Here is a 16,853-nt window from a genome sequence, read left to right as displayed (position 1 = left end):
CAAAAATTAGGCTTTCAAATATCTTGAATAAGCATAACCTTCCTGACCGTCGTCAGTTTTCACTTTCCACCAGTCATCAGAAGTCTGCTCGATTAAAGTTACCGATGAACCTTTAGCAGCTTTTCCTACAACAGCAGCTTCAGTAGAAGGCTCCTGTCTGATGTTAAGGTTAGAATCTTCCGTAGCTACTGTTAAAGCAGCACCTGAAGCTAATCCTGAAACCTGTACGTCAATATTAATGTCGGAAGCTGAATAAGTAGAGTCAATAGTTCCTAAAGCATTCCATACTGCATCTTTTGCGGCTGTATTGGAAGCACTTCCTGAAACATAAAGAATACCATCCTGCTCCTGAACCTGAAGGTTAGAAATTCCTGCAGACTGTGCCGCTGAAACTACGCTTGAATATTTATCTTGTAATGTACTCATCTCTAAAATTATTTTACAACTAGGTTATTGTTATACTTTCCGATTTTCAAGGCATCTACAGATTCTTTGATTTTTCTTGCCTGAAGGCCTGAAACATTTCCTGTAAGGGTAAGCTGCCCATTGACAACTTCTACTTTTACAGAAGGGAAATCTTTAACAGCATCCTGAACTTTTTTCTGAACTGCAGGATCTACAGCAGAGGTTGTTTCAACAGGTGCAGGTGCAGCAGGAGCTACAGTAGACATGTCCATTACTTCCTTTACACCGCTGATCGCTTTTAATTGGGTGATCATAGCATCCTTAGACTGCTGGTCAGCGAAAGTTCCGCTTAGATGAGCCACTCCTTCTTTTACCTCTACAGAAGCATTGGGATTAGAAGTTACGATGGTTGTAGCCTGAGTCTGAAGATCGGCATCAGAAACTTTCTTTTTACAAGAAACTGCTCCGAAAGATACAGCTACAGCTAAGGCAGCCATTGCGATAGTTTTTTTCATATTGTATATTTATTAATGTTGTTAATACAATCAAATGTAATAATAAAATTTGTACCAAAAGAATAAAAAATCAATAAATGTTTCTTAAATTTTTTGCAATATTTTATAAATCAGGGATTTAATTTTAATGTATTACAAACTTAATTTAAACTTAACCAGATTAGGCGAAAATCCAATACCAATTGAAAAACTGTTATATTTGTGGGAATTGAACAATATATATGAAAGGACAAAATAAACTTTTTATAGCCATTATCGTTGCGCTTATCCTGGGAGTAGTCATTGGAGGGATCGTACACCTACAGTATCCTGAAAGTGCCGAACCTTTTTCCAAAAACATCAAACTGCTGGGAACCGTCTTTATCAGACTGGTACAGATGATCATCGCACCACTGGTTTTTACCACACTTGTCGTGGGAATTGCCAAAATGAGCGATATCAAAATGATCGGAAGGGTAGGAACAAAAGCCATGTTGTGGTTTATTTCCGCGTCACTGGTTTCTCTCTTTATCGGATTGATGCTTGTCAACTGGCTTGAACCAGGGCATGTGACCAAACTGCCCATCCAGGATGCCGCTGCTGCAGAAGATCTTCTGAAAAGCAGTAAAGGATTTTCCCTGGAAGACTTTGTAAAACACATGATCCCTAAAAGTTTATTTGAAGCTTTTGCTACCAATGAGGTACTGCAGATCGTAGTTTTTTCCATTATGTTTGGGGTAGCGCTTGCTAATTTGGGTGAAGAATATTCAAAACCGGTGGTTAAACTTTTTGATATTATTGCCCATGCTATTCTGAAGATGGTCGCCTATATCATGTGGTTTGCTCCATTTGGGGTTTTGGGAGCCATTGCTGCTGTCGTGGCGATGAATGGATTCCAGATTTTTATCGTTTACGCAGTGTATTTGCGGGACTTTTTCTTTGCATTAGCCGTTCTTTGGCTCGTACTGCTATTGGTAGGTTACCTGATCCTGGGAAAACGCCTTTTCGAATTGCTTAAAAGAATCAAGGCACCGTTGCTGATCGCTTTTTCTACAACCAGTTCAGAAGCTGTTTTTCCTAAATTGGTTGAAGAGCTTGAAAAATTCGGATGCAATAACAGAGTTGTATCTTTTATCCTGCCATTAGGATATTCTTTTAATCTTGACGGAAGTATGATGTATATGACATTTGCCTCCATCTTTATTGCTCAGATCTACGGTATTGAAATGTCATTGGGTCAGCAGATCACGATGCTTTTAGTACTGATGCTTACCTCCAAAGGTATTGCCGGAGTTCCGAGAGCTTCACTGGTCATCATCGTAGCTACTTGCTCGATGTTTGGTATTCCACCGGAAGGGATCGCCTTGATCCTGCCTATTGATCACTTCTGTGATATGGGAAGAAGTATGACCAATGTATTAGGAAATGCCTTGGCCACTTCTGCTGTCTCCAAATGGGAAGGACAGCTTGAAAATACACCTCAGGAAGTTTAAAACGCACATGACAAAACAATATTTAGAGAACCATAAACAATATTTCCTTGAAAAAGGTCTTACCGTAATCAATTCGATCTTTTCAGATGATGAGATTGAAAAAATAACAAAGAGTATCGGAAAAGCTGATGCATCAAAAGAAAATTTCAGAAAGTCTGCTGACGTGTTTGCCGTAAGACAGTTCCTGAAAGAAATCCCTGAAATTCAAGATCTGATATTTAATGATACCATTAAAACCATTGTCAGAAAAATTTTCGGAGAAAAATATTTTGTTGTCAAAAGCATTTATTTTGACAAACCGGAAACCTCCAACTGGTACGCAGCCTATCATCAGGATCTTACCATTTCAGTAGATAAAAAACTGGACATCAAAGGTTTCGGGTCGTGGACAACCAAGCAAAATCAGTTTGCGGTTCAGCCGCCACTACCGTTTCTTGAAAATATCTGTACCATCAGGATCCATCTGGATGATACGGATGAGTATAATGGAGCACTGAAAGTCATTCCGGGATCTCACACCAAAGGAATCTACAGACCGGAAACCATAGACTTGAAAACGGAAACTGAAAAATTCTGCGATGTACAGAAGGGTGGTATCATGATCATGAAGCCCCTTACCCTGCACGCTTCCAACAGAACAACTGATGGCCGGAGAAGAAGAGTGATTCACATCGAGTTTTCTGATATGGAGCTGCCTGAAGAACTGCAATGGTCCGAGAGAATGAATTAAAAAACAAAATTCCCCTTTGAACTTTTCAAAGGGGAATTTTTATACTGTTGAGTTCAATAATTTACTTTACAGAAATCTCATCAATAAAGATGTACGCCTCGCCTCCGGCTCCCTGGTGCCATTCCGGAAGTTTTCCGAAGTAATAGGCTTTTACCTTAATGTACCGGGCTTCAGTGGGAAGGATTTCTGCCCCGAAATCTTTGATCTGTACTTTTTCATCTTTAGGATCGATGGTATTGTCTGTCGTTTTCAGAAGAACAAAGTCTTTCCCATTCATAGAAGCATAATATTCCACTTTCTTAGGCATCAGGATCCATGCTCTGCTGTCCTGAAGATAAGTAGACGATAATTGGGTGATTGACTGAGGTGATTTTAAATCAATCAGGGCTTCAAAATCTTGTCCCTGATAGCCATGCCATTCACCTTTTCTCCAGTTGACATCACCGTTGATTCCATCGATCAGGGCTAGTTTTCCATTAGCCGTATACTGTGGCGTTGCTTTTGAGTGGATGTCGATATCCCAATAATTGGGTCTTCTGTTGAAATTGGCTACCGTCACAGAACTCTTTTCCCCATTTCTTTCCGAATACGCGAGAACCTGAGTTGTTTTACTGATGGTAAAAGGGCCTTTGTAGGTGGTGAATGTTTTTCTCACATTCGCATCGTCTGAATTCATGGTCATATAATAAACTTTATCACCCGGATTCAGTGGAGTGATCTGTACTTTTGCCGAGAAATCGAAAATTCTGTCGGAAGCGATAACAGGTGATGCGGTGAGTGAGGTGTATTTGAAATCCTTCGTTGGTTTGCTGTTTTCAAAACCTAATTTTTGAAGTTCCGATTTACTGGTATTCTTGGTGATCACTTTTGTGGTGCCATCTTCCAGATGAATTTTAACCTCGTCAAAATAAGGAGTGGTGGTCTGCCACTCAGGAAGCCCGGGAGTAACTGCATAGATTCCCATCGAACTCAGGATATACCAGGCACTCATCTGGCCGCAGTCTTCATTTCCTATAAGTCCGTCCGGAGTATTTTTGTAGAAATTATCAAGGATATATTTGATCTTGGCCTCGGTCTTTTCCGGCTTGCCTACGTAGTTATATAAATAAGCAATGTGATGGCTCGGCTCATTGCCCTGAGCATACTGACCCATCAATCCTGTGATATCTACCTGTTCTCTGCCTGTCGTTTTATCGGGTGCCGCAAAAATAGCATCAAGGAATTGTTCAAATTTTTCTTTTCCTCCATGGGCAGCAATCAATCCGGGAATGTCCTGCTGAACGGAGTAAGAATAATGCCATGAATTTCCTTCTGTATAATTATTATTGACTTCTCTTGCGTCAAATGGTTCATACCAGTTTCCATTCTTTCTGGGCTGCATAAATCCACTGTCCGGATTGTATAGGTTTTTCCAGTTCTGAGAACGTTTCATGAAGTACTGATAATCTTCCTTTTTGCCTAAAATATTAGCCATTTGGGCAATACACCAGTCGTCATAGGCGTATTCAACCGTTTTGGAAACACTTTCATGTTCATCATCGATGCTGATATAATGGTTTTGCTTGTACGCATTTAAACCGAAAATATCCAGCATGGCAGAATTTTTAGAGGCCTGGAATGCTTTTTCATAGTCAAAACCCTTAATGCCTTTAGCCATCGCGTCTGCAATCACAGAAACAGAGTGGTAGCCGATCATACATTCTGTTTCATTGGAAGCCAGCTCCCAAACGGGAAGTTTTCCGCCCTGTTCATATTGTGCGATAAAAGTGTTGATAAAATCTGCTGTTCTCTTTCTATCGATCAGGGTCATCAGCGGATGAGCAGCTCTGAAGGTATCCCAAAGGGAAAAGACGGAGTAATACTCAAATCCATTGGTGGTGTGGAGCTTATTATCACGGCCTCTGTATTTTCCATCCACATCCATATTGATATTCGGTTGGATGAAAACATGGTAAAGGGCTGTATAAAAGACCGAAAGCTGATCTTTATTATCAGATTTAACTTCAATTTTTGAAAGTTCCTTATTCCAATCAGATTCCGCCTGTTTTTTTACTGTTTCAAAATCATTGGATGGTCCTTCTGCCAGCATGTTTTTTCTGGATCCCTCATAACCTGTTGGAGAAATGGCAACTTTTACGCTGACCTTTTCTCCTTTTTTGACATCGGACGAAAAGGCAAGAGCTAGTTTTGTTCCTGTGAAAAGTTGATCGTCCTGTTTTCCATTAACCTCTTTTTTGGAGATTTTCATTGGTTTTGAAAATTCAATTCTGGCGTAGATATACTGATTGGTAGCCCACGCTCCACTTCTCCTGAAAACTTCAATCGTTTTATCATCAATGATCTTTACTTCACCTTCCAGCAATTTGTCCCTGTGGTTAAGGTCCAGAATGATATTGGCCTTCCCTGAGTTATTGAATGTATACTCATGGTAACCGACTCTTTTCGTTGTGGTCAGGCGAACATCAATATTGTTTTTGTCTAATTTCACAGAATAAAATCCGGCCGTTGCTTTTTCATTTTTATGCGAAAACTTTGAAGAATAATCTTTGCTGTTTAAGCTTGCATTCCCCATCGTAGGCATCAGCATGATATCCCCATAATCTGAAACTCCGGTTCCGTTCAGGTGGGTATGCGAAAAACCATAGATCACCGCATCTGAATAATGATACCCGCTGCATCCGTCCCAGCTTCCGTCTATCCTGGTGTCGGGTGAAAGCTGTACCATTCCGAAAGGAACAATAGCTCCCGGAAAAGTGTGGCCGTGGCCTCCGGTACCGATAAAAGGATTTACATATTGAGCGTAATTCTGGGAATATATGATCTGGGCAATGCATAGTGAGAAAATGGCCAGTCTTTTTTTCATATCATTAATTTATGTCAGCGAATATATCGAAAAAACAGCAAAACGGGATGTAATAAAAGAAAGCCAGGAACTGTCTTATTAAAAACTATTACTACAATACCAATGAAGAAACTATTACTTTTTGTGATCATGCTGCTGCCAATTCTTGCTTTTTCTCAACGCATTACAGGAAAAATAAGACAAACCGGAAATTCAGTTTCATCTATTGAAATTATAGCGGTAAAAGATCAGGCAAGGCAGGCGGCTATTTCAGATGAAAAAGGGAATTATACCTTAAAACTTCCTGAAAATGGACGCTACACTGTAAAGCTGATTCAGGACGGGACAGAAATATCAACGGCGGAGGTTAACGTAAGCGGGGACATGAAGCAGGATTTTTTCCTTGAAAAAAAAGAGGAAAAGCAGATTGAAGGTGTTACCCTTACTGCCAGGAAAAAGCTCATTGAGAGAAAAGCGGACCGGCTAATTTTTAATGTATCCAACTCTGTTGCTTCTCAGGGAATGGATGGTGCCGAAGCATTGTCGACAACACCTTTGCTTAAAGTGGATGATCATACAGGAATTTCGATTGCAGGAAAAAGTGGAGTAGCCGTAATGATCAACGAAAGAATGCTGAATCTTTCCGGAGGTGAACTTGTTACTTATCTAAAGAGTCTGAGATCTGAAAATATTGAAAAGATTGAAGTGATTACCACGCCTCCTGCAAAATATGAAGCCCAGGGAAATAGCGGACTGATCAATATTGTTTTGAAAAAAAATCAAAATCTGGGCTGGAGTGGAAGCTTAACTACAAGCCTTCAGCAGCAAACCTACACCGGGTTTTCTAACAGCGCAACGATCAATTATCAGAATGAAAAACTGCGTTCATCATTGAAATTAAGACAATATGATACTCAAAAACATTCCTACGAAAACTATACAATAGAAGGAGCAGACGGTCTTAAAAGTTCGGACAACAGAAGAGATTTCGGTGATGGGCTTGGGGCTAATCTGAGTATTGACTATCAACTTAATGCCAAATCCAATGTAGGATTTATTTACGATTATGGATTCAGTCATTCCAATATGGATGTACAGAATACTTCCAATTATTTTCAGGATGGAATGTATACAAGTACCTTGTCTACTTATGCAGAACACCGTGCCAAAAACCAGCAGCAGACCATAAGTGCATACTACGATTATAAATTCGGAAAGCAGAATCACAAACTGAGCATTACAGGAAATTACTTCTCCAATAGTCCAAAGAGCATGATTGATTTTACCACGATGGAAAATTCGGGGAATAATTTTGTTGTGAGAACGCCTTCTTCAGTTGATTATAAAATTTATTCCGGGCAGGCTGATCTTACCCTTCCTTACCATTTTGCCAAGATGGAAACTGGAGTTAAGCTGACCAATTTTGAAAACAATTCAGATATTTCTTACCAGAATCTGACACATGGAAGTTTTATCACCGATCCTGTAAAAAGCAATGTCTTTGATTACAATGAAAAAAACTATGCAGCGTATCTCAGCTTTGAAAAGGAGTTTAATGAAAAATGGTCCGCGAAAGCAGGGATACGATATGAGTATTCTGCAATAAACGGGAATTCCCTGACTTCAGGACAGCAAACGGAAAATTCTTATGGAAAATTTTTTCCTACAGCTTATGTTACATATAAAAGCAATGAAAATAATACGTTCAATTTAAATTATTCGAAGAGGATCAACAGACCCGGATTCCGTGCCATCAACCCATACCGATGGTATATCAATATCAATTCTTATTTCACAGGAAATCCTCTTTTGACCCCTTCTATCAATCATAATTTTGAACTTTCCTATGTGTATAAAGGAAAACTGTCAACCACTGCTTACTTCCAGCGAACGGTGGACGCATTTGGTCAGTTGGTGAATCTTCAGGGGGAAAACAGGATCAGTACTTTTGCCAATTTTTACAACCAGAACAGTATGGGAGCCACGGTCAATTATTCTGATACTTTCTTTAAATTCTGGGAAGCTAATTATTCTGCCGATCTGTCTTACATGGAAACGAAAGTTTTTGATACTGATGCTGCCTCAAGAAAAGGAAATAGCTATAGTTTTGATTTTCAGAATAACCTGTCGCTTAACAAAAGCAAAACCGTACAGATGATCTTTAACTATTGGTTCCGGCTGCCTTCCAATTCTGGGAATTCCTATATGAATTACACAGGACTTGTTACTGCCGGGCTTAAATTAAGCCTTATGGAGAAGACTCTGCAGATGAATCTGTTGGTTTCAGATATCTTTAAACAAGGGAGAAGCCGTGGAGAAATCTATTATACAACGGGTACCCATTACTACAATAATTATTATGATGCCAGAAGGCTTTCATTGTCCGCAACGTACACGTTTGGGAATAAAAAGGTAAAGGGGACGAATCGGAATGTGAGATTTGATGAGAAAAACAGAGCGAACTAAATTTCGGAATTTTAAAAAAAATTATATTCTCTGATTTTAAATATGAAATTTGCCTAAAGCCTAAAGCCTAAAGCCTAAAGCCTAAAGCCTAAAGCCTAAAGCCTAAAGTCTAAAGCCTAAAGTCTAAATTAACTACCCCTTCATGTCATGTTATTTATCACATTGGGTTATAGATTTTATTGATTCTAAATTATCAAAAAAATCCGTAAATTTGTGAACAATTTATATTTAGTATGTTGACGAAAGAAAAGGTTCAAGATTTCCTTAAAGAGATAGAGGTAGATGATTTGGTGAATAACTTTCAGATCATGGGTAATGATGTTTATATTGACATGACTGCCCATTCTCCTGCCATGCACGAAAAGAAAAAGCTGGAAGCAGCGATGAAGCAGGCTTTTGCAAGTGAGTTTGGAGAAGATATTCATCTAAAGCTTAAAATTGTTTCTCCGGAACCCAGTGAGATTCAGCTAAGCCAGATCAAAGGTAAGCAGATCGCAGGAATTCAAAATATTATTGCTATTGCTTCCGGAAAAGGAGGAGTAGGAAAATCTACGGTTGCTGCAAATATGGCAGTTACTTTAGCAAAAATGGGTTTCAAAGTAGGATTGCTGGATGCTGATATTTACGGGCCATCAGTTCCTACCATGTTCGATACTGAAGGTGAAAAACCAATCTCTGTAGAAGTTAACGGAAAAAGTATGATGAAGCCTGTTGAAAATTACGGGGTAAAAATGCTTTCTATAGGATATTTCTCAGGTGCCAATCAGGCCGTTGTATGGAGAGGCCCAATGGCTTCAAAAGCACTGAACCAAATGATCAGAGATGCAGCCTGGGGAGAACTTGACTTTTTATTGATCGACCTTCCTCCGGGAACAGGAGATATTCACTTATCCATCATCCAGGAAGTCCCTGTAACAGGTGCTGTGATCGTAAGTACCCCTCAGCACGTAGCATTAGCAGATGTAAGAAAAGGAATTGCGATGTTCCAGATGGAAAGTATTAACATTCCGGTTCTTGGATTAATCGAAAATATGGCGTATTTTACACCGGAAGAATTACCGGATAACAAATACTATATCTTTGGACAGCAGGGAGCTCAGTATCTTGCTGAAGATCTGGGAATTCCGGTATTGGGAGAGATCCCTTTGATTCAAAGCATCAGAGAAGCTGGAGACGTCGGAAGACCTGCAGCCCTTCAGGAAGGTTCTAAAATTGCAGAAATCTACACCGAAACCGCAAGAAAAATGGTAGAAAGTCTTCTGGAAAGAAATAAAAATCTTCCCCCTACAGAAGCGGTAAAGATTTCGACCATGGCAGGATGCTCGCCTAAAGCTAAAAAATAATGATTTTCAATTAAGTTTGAAAAAAAACCGAATTGAACTAAAAAAATATGGAAACAAATATAACACACGAAGATACAGTAACGAGAGTATTGGAAGCTCTGGAAAGCATCAGGCCGTTCCTGAATAAGGATGGAGGTGATATCGAGCTTATTGACGTGAAGGATAACCAGGTTTTTGTAAAACTTTTGGGTAACTGTTCCGGATGTTCGCTGAATTTTTCAACCCTGAAACTAGGCGTGGAAAATACCATCAAACAACATGCTCCGGAGATTCAAAAAGTAATCAATGTAGAGTAAAAAATTACACGAAATATTTTTTAAAGACAGGTTTTTCAGCCTGTCTTTTTTTGTATTTTAGCATGAATAAGTCAGAAATTTCGCTTATTCGAAAGGCTTTTACAGCGTTTAGGATCAACATATTGGTTTTTCATTAAACGATACAATTTGCTGCTTTTAAAAGGTCTTTTATATTGGTTTTATTGAGCTTTTTTGATTATATTTGTTAAAAACGCATCTTATGTTTGAATTTCTTCAAAATTTAGAACCTCTTCAGCAAGGCTTCTGGTATACGGCTATAGCTGCCAGCTTTATTTTTTTAATTCAAACGGTTCTTACTTTTGTCGGAGGCAGTCATGGAGACGTGATGCATTCTGATTTTAGTGGAGACAGTCATGCTGACAGTCCTTTTCAGTTATTTTCCTTCAGAAACCTCATCAATTTCCTTTTAGGATTTGGATGGAGTGGAGTGGCATTTTACGGCTCAATAGAAAACAGATCATTGCTGATCTTTGTCGCAGTGCTTGTGGGAGCCGGATTTATATTCTTATTCTTTATTCTTATTCTTCAGATCATGAAACTTACGGAAGATAATACCTTTAAAATGGAAAATCTTATCGGCAGAGCAGGTGAAGTGTATCTTACCATTCCTCCGGATATGAGTGGTAAAGGAAAGATTACCATTTCTGTCAACGGAACCAGCCATGAACTTCCTGCCATGACGGAAGAAAAAGAAAAAATTTCGTCCGGTGATTCAGTGAGGGTTACCTACATTTATGACAAAATTCTTGTCGTTTCAAAAATTTAATTCATTATCAACCATTTTATAAAAACTATTTATGGCAATACCAGGAAGTCTTATTTTAACATTAGTTATTGTATTCGTACTATTCGTCACATTTTTGGCCTTGATTTCAAGGTACAAAAGATGTCCGTCGGATAAAATTTTAGTTATTTACGGAAAAACAGGAGGAAGCTCTGCAAAATGTATCCATGGAGGCGGTGCTTTTGTATGGCCTGTTATTCAGGATTTTGCTTATCTTGATTTAAAGCCGATCTCCATTGAGGCAAATCTTACCAATGCTTTATCAAGACAGAATATCCGTGTAGATGTACCGTGTAGATTTACCATAGCCATTTCTACAGAACCGGATTCTATGGGAAATGCTGCCGAAAGATTACTAGGATTGGCTCAGGAACAGATTCAGGAACTTTCTAAAGATATCCTTTTCGGGCAGCTTCGTTTGGTTATTGCCACGATGACGATTGAGGAAATCAACTCAGACAGAGATAAATTCTTAGACAACATTTCTAAAAACGTAGATACAGAGCTAAAGAAAATCGGTTTAAAGCTGATCAACGTGAACGTGACGGATATCAGAGATGAGTCCGGATATATTGAAGCTTTGGGTAAAGAAGCCGCTGCAAAAGCCATTAACGAAGCCATCATCAGCGTTGCAGAACAGACTAAGATCGGTGAAACTGGAAAAGCAATTGCCGACAGAGAAAAGGATACACAGATTGCCGAAACCCAAAGAGACAGGGATGTAAAAATTGCGATCACCCAAAAGGATAAAGAAATCAGTATTGCTTCAGCCATAAAAGATGAATCTATCGGTAAGGCAGAAGCCGCCAAAGAATCAAGAATTGCCACCTCATTAGCCAACTCTATCGCGGTAAAAGGGGAAAATGAAGCTAAGATCACCATTGCCAACTCTGATGCCGAAAGAAGAGAAAAAGAAGCAGAAGCTTTGAGAATTGCAACTGCCGCAGAACAAGTACAGGCTGCAAGATCTTTGGAAGAATCTTACCTTGCAGAACAGAAAGCAGAGGTGGCCAGAGGAGAAAGAGAACGTTCTACCCAACAGGCCAATATTGTAGTACATGCAGAAATTGCCAAACAGAAAGCCATCATTGACGCAGAAGCAGAAGCTGAGAAAATCAGATTGCAGGCGAAAGGAGAGGCAGATGCTATTTTCGCTAAAATGGAAGCTGAAGCAAAAGGGCTTTATGAAATCCTGACAAAACAGGCTCAGGGCTATGACAAAATCGTACAGGCTGCAGGGGGAGACACCAACAGTGCTTTCCAGTTACTTTTAATTGAAAAACTTCCTGAATTGGTTAAAACCCAGGTGGAAGCTGTTAAAAATATTAAAATCGATAAAATCACGGTTTGGGACAGCGGAAACGGACAGGATGGAAACGGCTCTACCGCTAATTTCGTTTCAGGAATGATGAAATCTGTCCCTCCATTGAATGATCTGTTTAATATGGCCGGACTTAATTTACCAGAGTATTTGAAAGGGAAACCGGAAGAAATTCAGAAAGAAATTGTCATGGTTCCGGAAAAGAAAGAGAAAAAGAATTTTGATGATATGAATCCGGAAACTGAAGCTCCGAAAGCATAATATTGAAGTATAAAGATAAGTTCGGGGCGGAAAGCGAAGCTTTCCGCCCCGAACTTTTTATTTTAAAATAATTTTTGCGCCGTGGTTGGCAAAAAGGTTCATTATTATATTAAAACTAGTCTTAAATAATTTTTTACTTCTTTGATGATTAATCCATGTTAATTTTGAAATCGATTCTTTTTAAATTATTTCAGGACATTAGTACTGCCCTAAATCTACCGAATTTGCAGATCAAAAAAAGCCCCGGAAAATCCGGCACCCTATCAACTGAACTATATTTATATGCTATTTTACAATAACCCTTTTAATGGACCCTTCTGAGGGTTTCAAAAGATAAACGCCTGTAGAAAGTTTTGAAGTGTCTATGATTAATGCATTTTTCTCTTTTCCAAGCATCTTCCCGGACATATCGTACAATTCATAATCCTGAGATCTGTTGAAATAAAGCATATTCCCTTTTGTCACAGGATTAGGGAATACATTGAATGTAGCTTTTTCCGTTTTTGTTTCACCCGTTGCTAAGGTAGCAGGAAAAGCCACTTCATACGTCGATAATGTTCCGCTGATTTCGTTCGCAACAATCACATAGCCTTTTCCGGTTGTCGTGTTTCCAGGAGCGATATAAGTGATGCCTTCAGGGCCATTATCACCGCCATAAGCTGATGTAGAACGGGAATGTTTATAATCTGTAAACGTAGGATGGTTAGGATTAGTAATATTGTATACCATTACTCCTCCGGTTCTTTCCAATGTAATAAAAGCATAAGTCTGCCCGTTGATCGTAGCTAATGCAACACCTTCCGGTTCAGGACCTTTGGCGCGGCTTCGGTTTTTGGCACCATTACCTTCATTGTCTGCATTAAAGATCAGTGGATGCTTGGCTGCAATATATCTTTCAAACTGGTCACCACTGTCATACACCAATTGCTTTGTATCCGCATTAAAAATAGAGAATGAACGGGCACCTAAAGCCGAAATCTCTTCAAAATCCGAATCTGCATCCGTATTTCCTGTAGCACTGGAAACCCTGAATCTTCCTAAATTGTGGGAAGCCTTTAAAACAGATGCCTGAGGAAACAGGACGGGGTCTAAAGTATAAGTTCCTGCTCCCACAGTTGTTCTTTCGCTAAAACCGGAGAGATCCTTTTCATCTCCTTCGTTGGCTGTTACGATATAATGGATATTGCCCACTTTGTAATTTTGAACCGCATCAGGAGTATAGTACGTTTTCAAGGGCCAGTTGGCAATTAAAACTTCTCCATTATTATCAGAGGCGTCAAAACCGTTCCCCGGAAGACTCATATCTTTTTTGCCTAATCCCCAGATACTTGTAATCGTTTTCGTAGCTAAATTAACTTCTGCAATGCCATTGTTTTCCTGAAGCGTTACCCATGCTTTCTGACTGTCCGCACTTACCGTAATATATTCAGGTTCCAGATCCTGGGAAAGCGTATTATTGGTTCTCACTTTTCTTAGTCCTGTTGCTAGTAAAGCAGGAGTTTGAGAATCGAAACTGTTAAAATTAAGAGTTGTGACATTACTTTGGGTAAGATTTCCTATACCTCCTGAAATATCAATAATACTGATCGTTCCTTCAGGGTCTACCGTATATGCATCGTTCGGTTCACCTTCATTCGCTGTGATCACTTTAGTTCCGTCGGGAGTGAAAGCCACCATATCAGGAAGCGCGCCCACAGTTACCTGTTTCAGAAAGTTTCCGTTGATATCAAAGAATACGACAGAGCCATTTTGCTGTGGGTCTGCATTCGGAGAAGCAGTAGCAATGATACCATTTTTAACTGCAATGCTGGTGATTCCACCGTATGGCGCCATATTTACGGTTTTAACCACCGATAGAGCAGTGGGAGTGCTGAAGTCAATAATATCAAAAACATCGGTAATCGAACTGATGGTGAACAGTTTTTGGGTAGCAGGATCATGAACTACAATTTCTGTAGAACTGTTATTATTTCCGGAAGGGTCAAAGCTTCCGATGTAGTTCAGCTGGATCTGTCCGGAAGGAACCGGTGCAGGTTGATCATTATCCACAATATAAACCGTTGCCGTATGATCTCCTGAAATAGTCGTTCCCGTAGGATTTTCCAAACTTACCACGAAATATTCTGCCTGCTGCTCTTCGAGGGTATCATCAATGATTGGGATATTGACGGTATAGGTGGTTGTAGAAGGAATAATATTGATCGTTTGATTGACCAATGTAAAATCATTGCTATCGGCAGTACTGAACGGGGCTGGTTTTACCACAAGATTGACAGTAGCCGCAGAAGGATTGGAAACATTAATCTTGAATGCCAGAGTTCCGGCATTTTCATTGACTTTAATGAAGTTTTTATCCAGAGAAACTGTAGTCCCCGCTGTTGTGAAAGAACTTGATGTTACTGTTGTAACCCCATTATCATTGAAGTCTTCAACCGTATTAGGTTTAAGGGAAAGATAATACGTCTGTCCTGGAGTGAGGGGAGCTCCCGGAATCACGGTGATCTTATTATTGTTAAAAGTAGTTGTAAAGGGAACGGGAGTACCTGAAGCATTTCCAGTACGGAATTCTACAAGGTTTTGTGCATTAGAATCGTTGATCGCGGAATTGTCTGTAAGTTTTACATTTTCATTAAAAGAAATAGTGGGCTGTACAGAAGTAGAAGCATTATTTGTGTTGTGAGCGGGAAGATAAGTGGTGGTAGGGGGAGTTGTATCAACACCTCCGGATGCCGTGGCATCCATTGTAAAATTATCGAAACGGTTATTACCTCCCGTCCCGCCACCTGTAGCAGTGAATTCTACTTTTAATTTGAAATTCGGGTTATTGGAAACTCCGGAAACTGCAGAAAAATTAAACGTGATCAGTTGAGGATTGGCATCCTGCGGATTGACATTTTGGTACGGAATAAAAGTTGTTCCATCGGTTGAATAAGACCAAACCTGGGTTCCTGCGCCCTGTCCCGATCTTCTTGTCGTAAATTTTACAACAGCATTTTGATACCCTGTCGTAGGGAGATTAAACTGTAATGCTCCGCCAATAGGAGTGTTGAATCTTAAATGAGTTCCGGATGGATCATTGTTTCTTGTATTTAAATTAGCATCACTAAAATTTTGCCCCGTTCCTCCGGCAAAATCTATTTCGCTGGTTCCTCCAGCCACGGCAGCAAGAGATCCGCCGGTTAAAGAGAAAGAAGGCGCTGTAATGGCTGCTGCAGATGCATTATTGTTGAAATTCCAGTAATGGATAAGGGTCTGTCCGAAAAGTCCGCCCTGAAGGAAGAATGCGGCAATGACAGATCCTTTTAAGAGATAGTTGTGGATCATTTTTATTTATAATTAGATATATGCAAAAATGAACTTTATACTTCGCAAGTATTTTAATGGAATTTTAATAAATGTTTAATAAAAAGGGAGTCTATGTTACGAAAAGGTGAATTTAAAACTTTAAAAAAGGAAATGTGGAAAAAATGAAACGAAATGGAAATAAGCAAATAAGCTGATGAGCTGATTTGCGTTCTCAGAAGATCATTTCTTTTGGCCTATTTTAAATGATTTCCGGAGAGATTCGATGTTTTATTGATCGATGTCTTTCCGTCCAAAGGATTTTTCTGCATATAGAAAAACCCTGAAATTGCCGTCAGAACCAATAGTACAAAAATAACCAGAACAATTCTTTTGATCATTTCTCTCATATAGTCAAGTTTTTAATGTCCCTAATTTCCAGAGCAGAGGTAGGATAGCCTTTATGTACGGCATTGATCATTGCTCTGCCTACTTCGTGTAAAGTTAATGATTTTGAAGGAAAAAAAACAGGAAAAAACCAAATAAAAGGTTTGAAAAACCATTTTACATTAATTTGACCTTCAACGGGTTTCATGAATCCGGGACGGAAATTGAATGCATTCCTGAAGCCGAGTTTCTTCAACGCATTTTCAGTTCTTCCTTTCACTCGTGCCCACATCAGTTTTCCGCTTTCCGTACTGTCGGTATGAGCTCCGGAAACATAATTGAACACCATATCCGGATTTTGATTCAGAACAGCCCTGGCAAAATGAAGGGTAGTGTCATAAGTAATCTTGGTATAGTCTTCCTCGTTCATCCCTACACTGCTGATTCCGGCGCAGAAGAAGCAGGCGTCATATCCTTTCAGCTTCTCATCATGAAGGTCAATAGCCATAAAATCAGGCACCAGATATTCTTTGAGTTTGGCGTGTGTTTTTCCGGATGGTTTTCTGCTTATGCTTAATATTTCAGAAACGTTTGGGTTTTCCAGGCATTCCATTAAAACTCCTTCCCCTACCATCCCGGTCGCTCCTGTAATAATTATTCTGATCGGATTCATTTTTTTCTATTGGTATTAGGTAAGACGTATTATCATTTAGTATTACTTTAAATTT

At 39.4% G+C, this 16,853-nt stretch carries 13 protein-coding genes; 7 read left to right on the top strand and 6 right to left on the bottom strand.

What is annotated here, in order from left to right:
- Positions 1-6: 6 nt before the first annotated feature.
- Together BW964_RS13775 and BW964_RS13770 are read right to left on the bottom strand one after the other, a co-directional pair.
- Positions 7-426, bottom strand: a complete 420-nt coding sequence (locus BW964_RS13775; RefSeq protein ID WP_076508048.1) for an SH3 domain-containing protein — start codon at positions 424-426, stop codon at positions 7-9.
- A gap of 8 nt (positions 427-434) precedes the next feature.
- Complete coding sequence (locus tag BW964_RS13770; protein WP_076508046.1) at positions 435-920, bottom strand: BON domain-containing protein; 486 nt, start codon at positions 918-920, stop codon at positions 435-437.
- Positions 921-1,141: 221 nt separating this feature from the next.
- Here BW964_RS13770 and BW964_RS13765 point away from each other — a divergent pair, with 221 nt between their 5' ends.
- Positions 1,142-2,392, top strand: a complete 1,251-nt coding sequence (locus BW964_RS13765) for a dicarboxylate/amino acid:cation symporter (protein ID WP_076508045.1) — start codon at positions 1,142-1,144, stop codon at positions 2,390-2,392.
- Between the two features lie 7 nt (positions 2,393-2,399).
- On the top strand, positions 2,400-3,122 hold the full coding sequence (locus BW964_RS13760) for a phytanoyl-CoA dioxygenase family protein (RefSeq protein ID WP_076508043.1): 723 nt from the start codon (positions 2,400-2,402) through the stop codon (positions 3,120-3,122).
- Between the two features lie 61 nt (positions 3,123-3,183).
- Here BW964_RS13760 and BW964_RS13755 read toward each other — a convergent pair whose 3' ends face one another.
- Positions 3,184-5,985 (bottom strand): GH92 family glycosyl hydrolase, encoded by a 2,802-nt coding sequence (locus BW964_RS13755; protein WP_076508042.1) that lies wholly within the window; start codon positions 5,983-5,985, stop codon positions 3,184-3,186.
- 102 nt (positions 5,986-6,087) lie between these two features.
- Between BW964_RS13755 and BW964_RS13750 the strand changes: the two genes are divergently transcribed.
- The 5 genes from BW964_RS13750 (at position 6,088) to BW964_RS13730 (ending at position 12,456) form a co-directional block, all read left to right on the top strand.
- Complete coding sequence (locus tag BW964_RS13750; RefSeq protein WP_084175876.1) at positions 6,088-8,430, top strand: TonB-dependent receptor domain-containing protein; 2,343 nt, start codon at positions 6,088-6,090, stop codon at positions 8,428-8,430.
- Between the two features lie 233 nt (positions 8,431-8,663).
- Entirely contained in the window at positions 8,664-9,773 is a 1,110-nt protein-coding gene (locus BW964_RS13745; protein WP_073336117.1) for an Mrp/NBP35 family ATP-binding protein, read from the top strand.
- Positions 9,774-9,820: 47 nt separating this feature from the next.
- Positions 9,821-10,069 carry a NifU family protein gene (locus tag BW964_RS13740; protein WP_076508040.1) on the top strand — a complete coding sequence of 83 codons (249 nt, stop codon included), beginning with the start codon at positions 9,821-9,823 and terminating at the stop codon, positions 10,067-10,069.
- 220 nt (positions 10,070-10,289) lie between these two features.
- Positions 10,290-10,856 carry an NfeD family protein gene (locus BW964_RS13735; RefSeq protein ID WP_076508039.1) on the top strand — a complete coding sequence of 189 codons (567 nt, stop codon included), beginning with the start codon at positions 10,290-10,292 and terminating at the stop codon, positions 10,854-10,856.
- A 31-nt stretch (positions 10,857-10,887) separates the two neighbouring features.
- Positions 10,888-12,456, top strand: coding sequence for a flotillin family protein (locus tag BW964_RS13730; RefSeq protein WP_076508037.1), 1,569 nt, complete (start codon positions 10,888-10,890; stop codon positions 12,454-12,456).
- Between the two features lie 285 nt (positions 12,457-12,741).
- On the opposite strand, the gene BW964_RS13725 is transcribed toward BW964_RS13730, so the two are convergent.
- From BW964_RS13725 to BW964_RS13720, 3 genes are all read right to left on the bottom strand, one after another.
- Positions 12,742-15,780: a choice-of-anchor I family protein gene (locus tag BW964_RS13725; protein ID WP_076508036.1), complete on the bottom strand. Its 3,039-nt coding sequence runs from the start codon at positions 15,778-15,780 to the stop codon at positions 12,742-12,744.
- Between the two features lie 215 nt (positions 15,781-15,995).
- Positions 15,996-16,148 (bottom strand): hypothetical protein, encoded by a 153-nt coding sequence (locus BW964_RS22565; RefSeq protein WP_165789177.1) that lies wholly within the window; start codon positions 16,146-16,148, stop codon positions 15,996-15,998.
- Complete coding sequence (locus BW964_RS13720) at positions 16,145-16,798, bottom strand: NAD-dependent epimerase/dehydratase family protein (RefSeq protein ID WP_076508034.1); 654 nt, start codon at positions 16,796-16,798, stop codon at positions 16,145-16,147. Before BW964_RS13720 ends, BW964_RS22565 begins: the two co-directional genes overlap by 4 nt.
- Between the last annotated feature and the right edge of the window lie 55 nt (positions 16,799-16,853).

Origin of the sequence: Chryseobacterium shigense, assembly GCF_900156575.1 — a bacterium.
GTDB classification, from domain to species: Bacteria; Bacteroidota; Bacteroidia; order Flavobacteriales; family Weeksellaceae; genus Chryseobacterium; species Chryseobacterium shigense.
The sequence above is the reverse complement of the archived record's forward strand: the minus strand, read 5'-3'. Positions and strand labels throughout refer to the sequence as shown.

Excerpts from the sequence above, each read along its gene's own strand:
- BW964_RS13775 (WP_076508048.1), bottom strand. The coding sequence starts at position 426 with ATGAGTACATTACAAGATAAATATTCAAGCGTAGTTTCAGCGGCACAG.
- BW964_RS13770 (WP_076508046.1), bottom strand. The coding sequence starts at position 920 with ATGAAAAAAACTATCGCAATGGCTGCCTTAGCTGTAGCTGTATCTTTC.
- BW964_RS13765 (WP_076508045.1), top strand. The coding sequence starts at position 1,142 with ATGAAAGGACAAAATAAACTTTTTATAGCCATTATCGTTGCGCTTATC.
- BW964_RS13760 (WP_076508043.1), top strand. The coding sequence starts at position 2,400 with ATGACAAAACAATATTTAGAGAACCATAAACAATATTTCCTTGAAAAA.
- BW964_RS13755 (WP_076508042.1), bottom strand. The coding sequence starts at position 5,985 with ATGAAAAAAAGACTGGCCATTTTCTCACTATGCATTGCCCAGATCATA.
- BW964_RS13750 (WP_084175876.1), top strand. The coding sequence starts at position 6,088 with ATGAAGAAACTATTACTTTTTGTGATCATGCTGCTGCCAATTCTTGCT.
- BW964_RS13745 (WP_073336117.1), top strand. The coding sequence starts at position 8,664 with ATGTTGACGAAAGAAAAGGTTCAAGATTTCCTTAAAGAGATAGAGGTA.
- BW964_RS13740 (WP_076508040.1), top strand. The coding sequence starts at position 9,821 with ATGGAAACAAATATAACACACGAAGATACAGTAACGAGAGTATTGGAA.
- BW964_RS13735 (WP_076508039.1), top strand. The coding sequence starts at position 10,290 with ATGTTTGAATTTCTTCAAAATTTAGAACCTCTTCAGCAAGGCTTCTGG.
- BW964_RS13730 (WP_076508037.1), top strand. The coding sequence starts at position 10,888 with ATGGCAATACCAGGAAGTCTTATTTTAACATTAGTTATTGTATTCGTA.
- BW964_RS13725 (WP_076508036.1), bottom strand. The coding sequence starts at position 15,780 with ATGATCCACAACTATCTCTTAAAAGGATCTGTCATTGCCGCATTCTTC.
- BW964_RS22565 (WP_165789177.1), bottom strand. The coding sequence starts at position 16,148 with ATGAGAGAAATGATCAAAAGAATTGTTCTGGTTATTTTTGTACTATTG.
- BW964_RS13720 (WP_076508034.1), bottom strand. The coding sequence starts at position 16,798 with ATGAATCCGATCAGAATAATTATTACAGGAGCGACCGGGATGGTAGGG.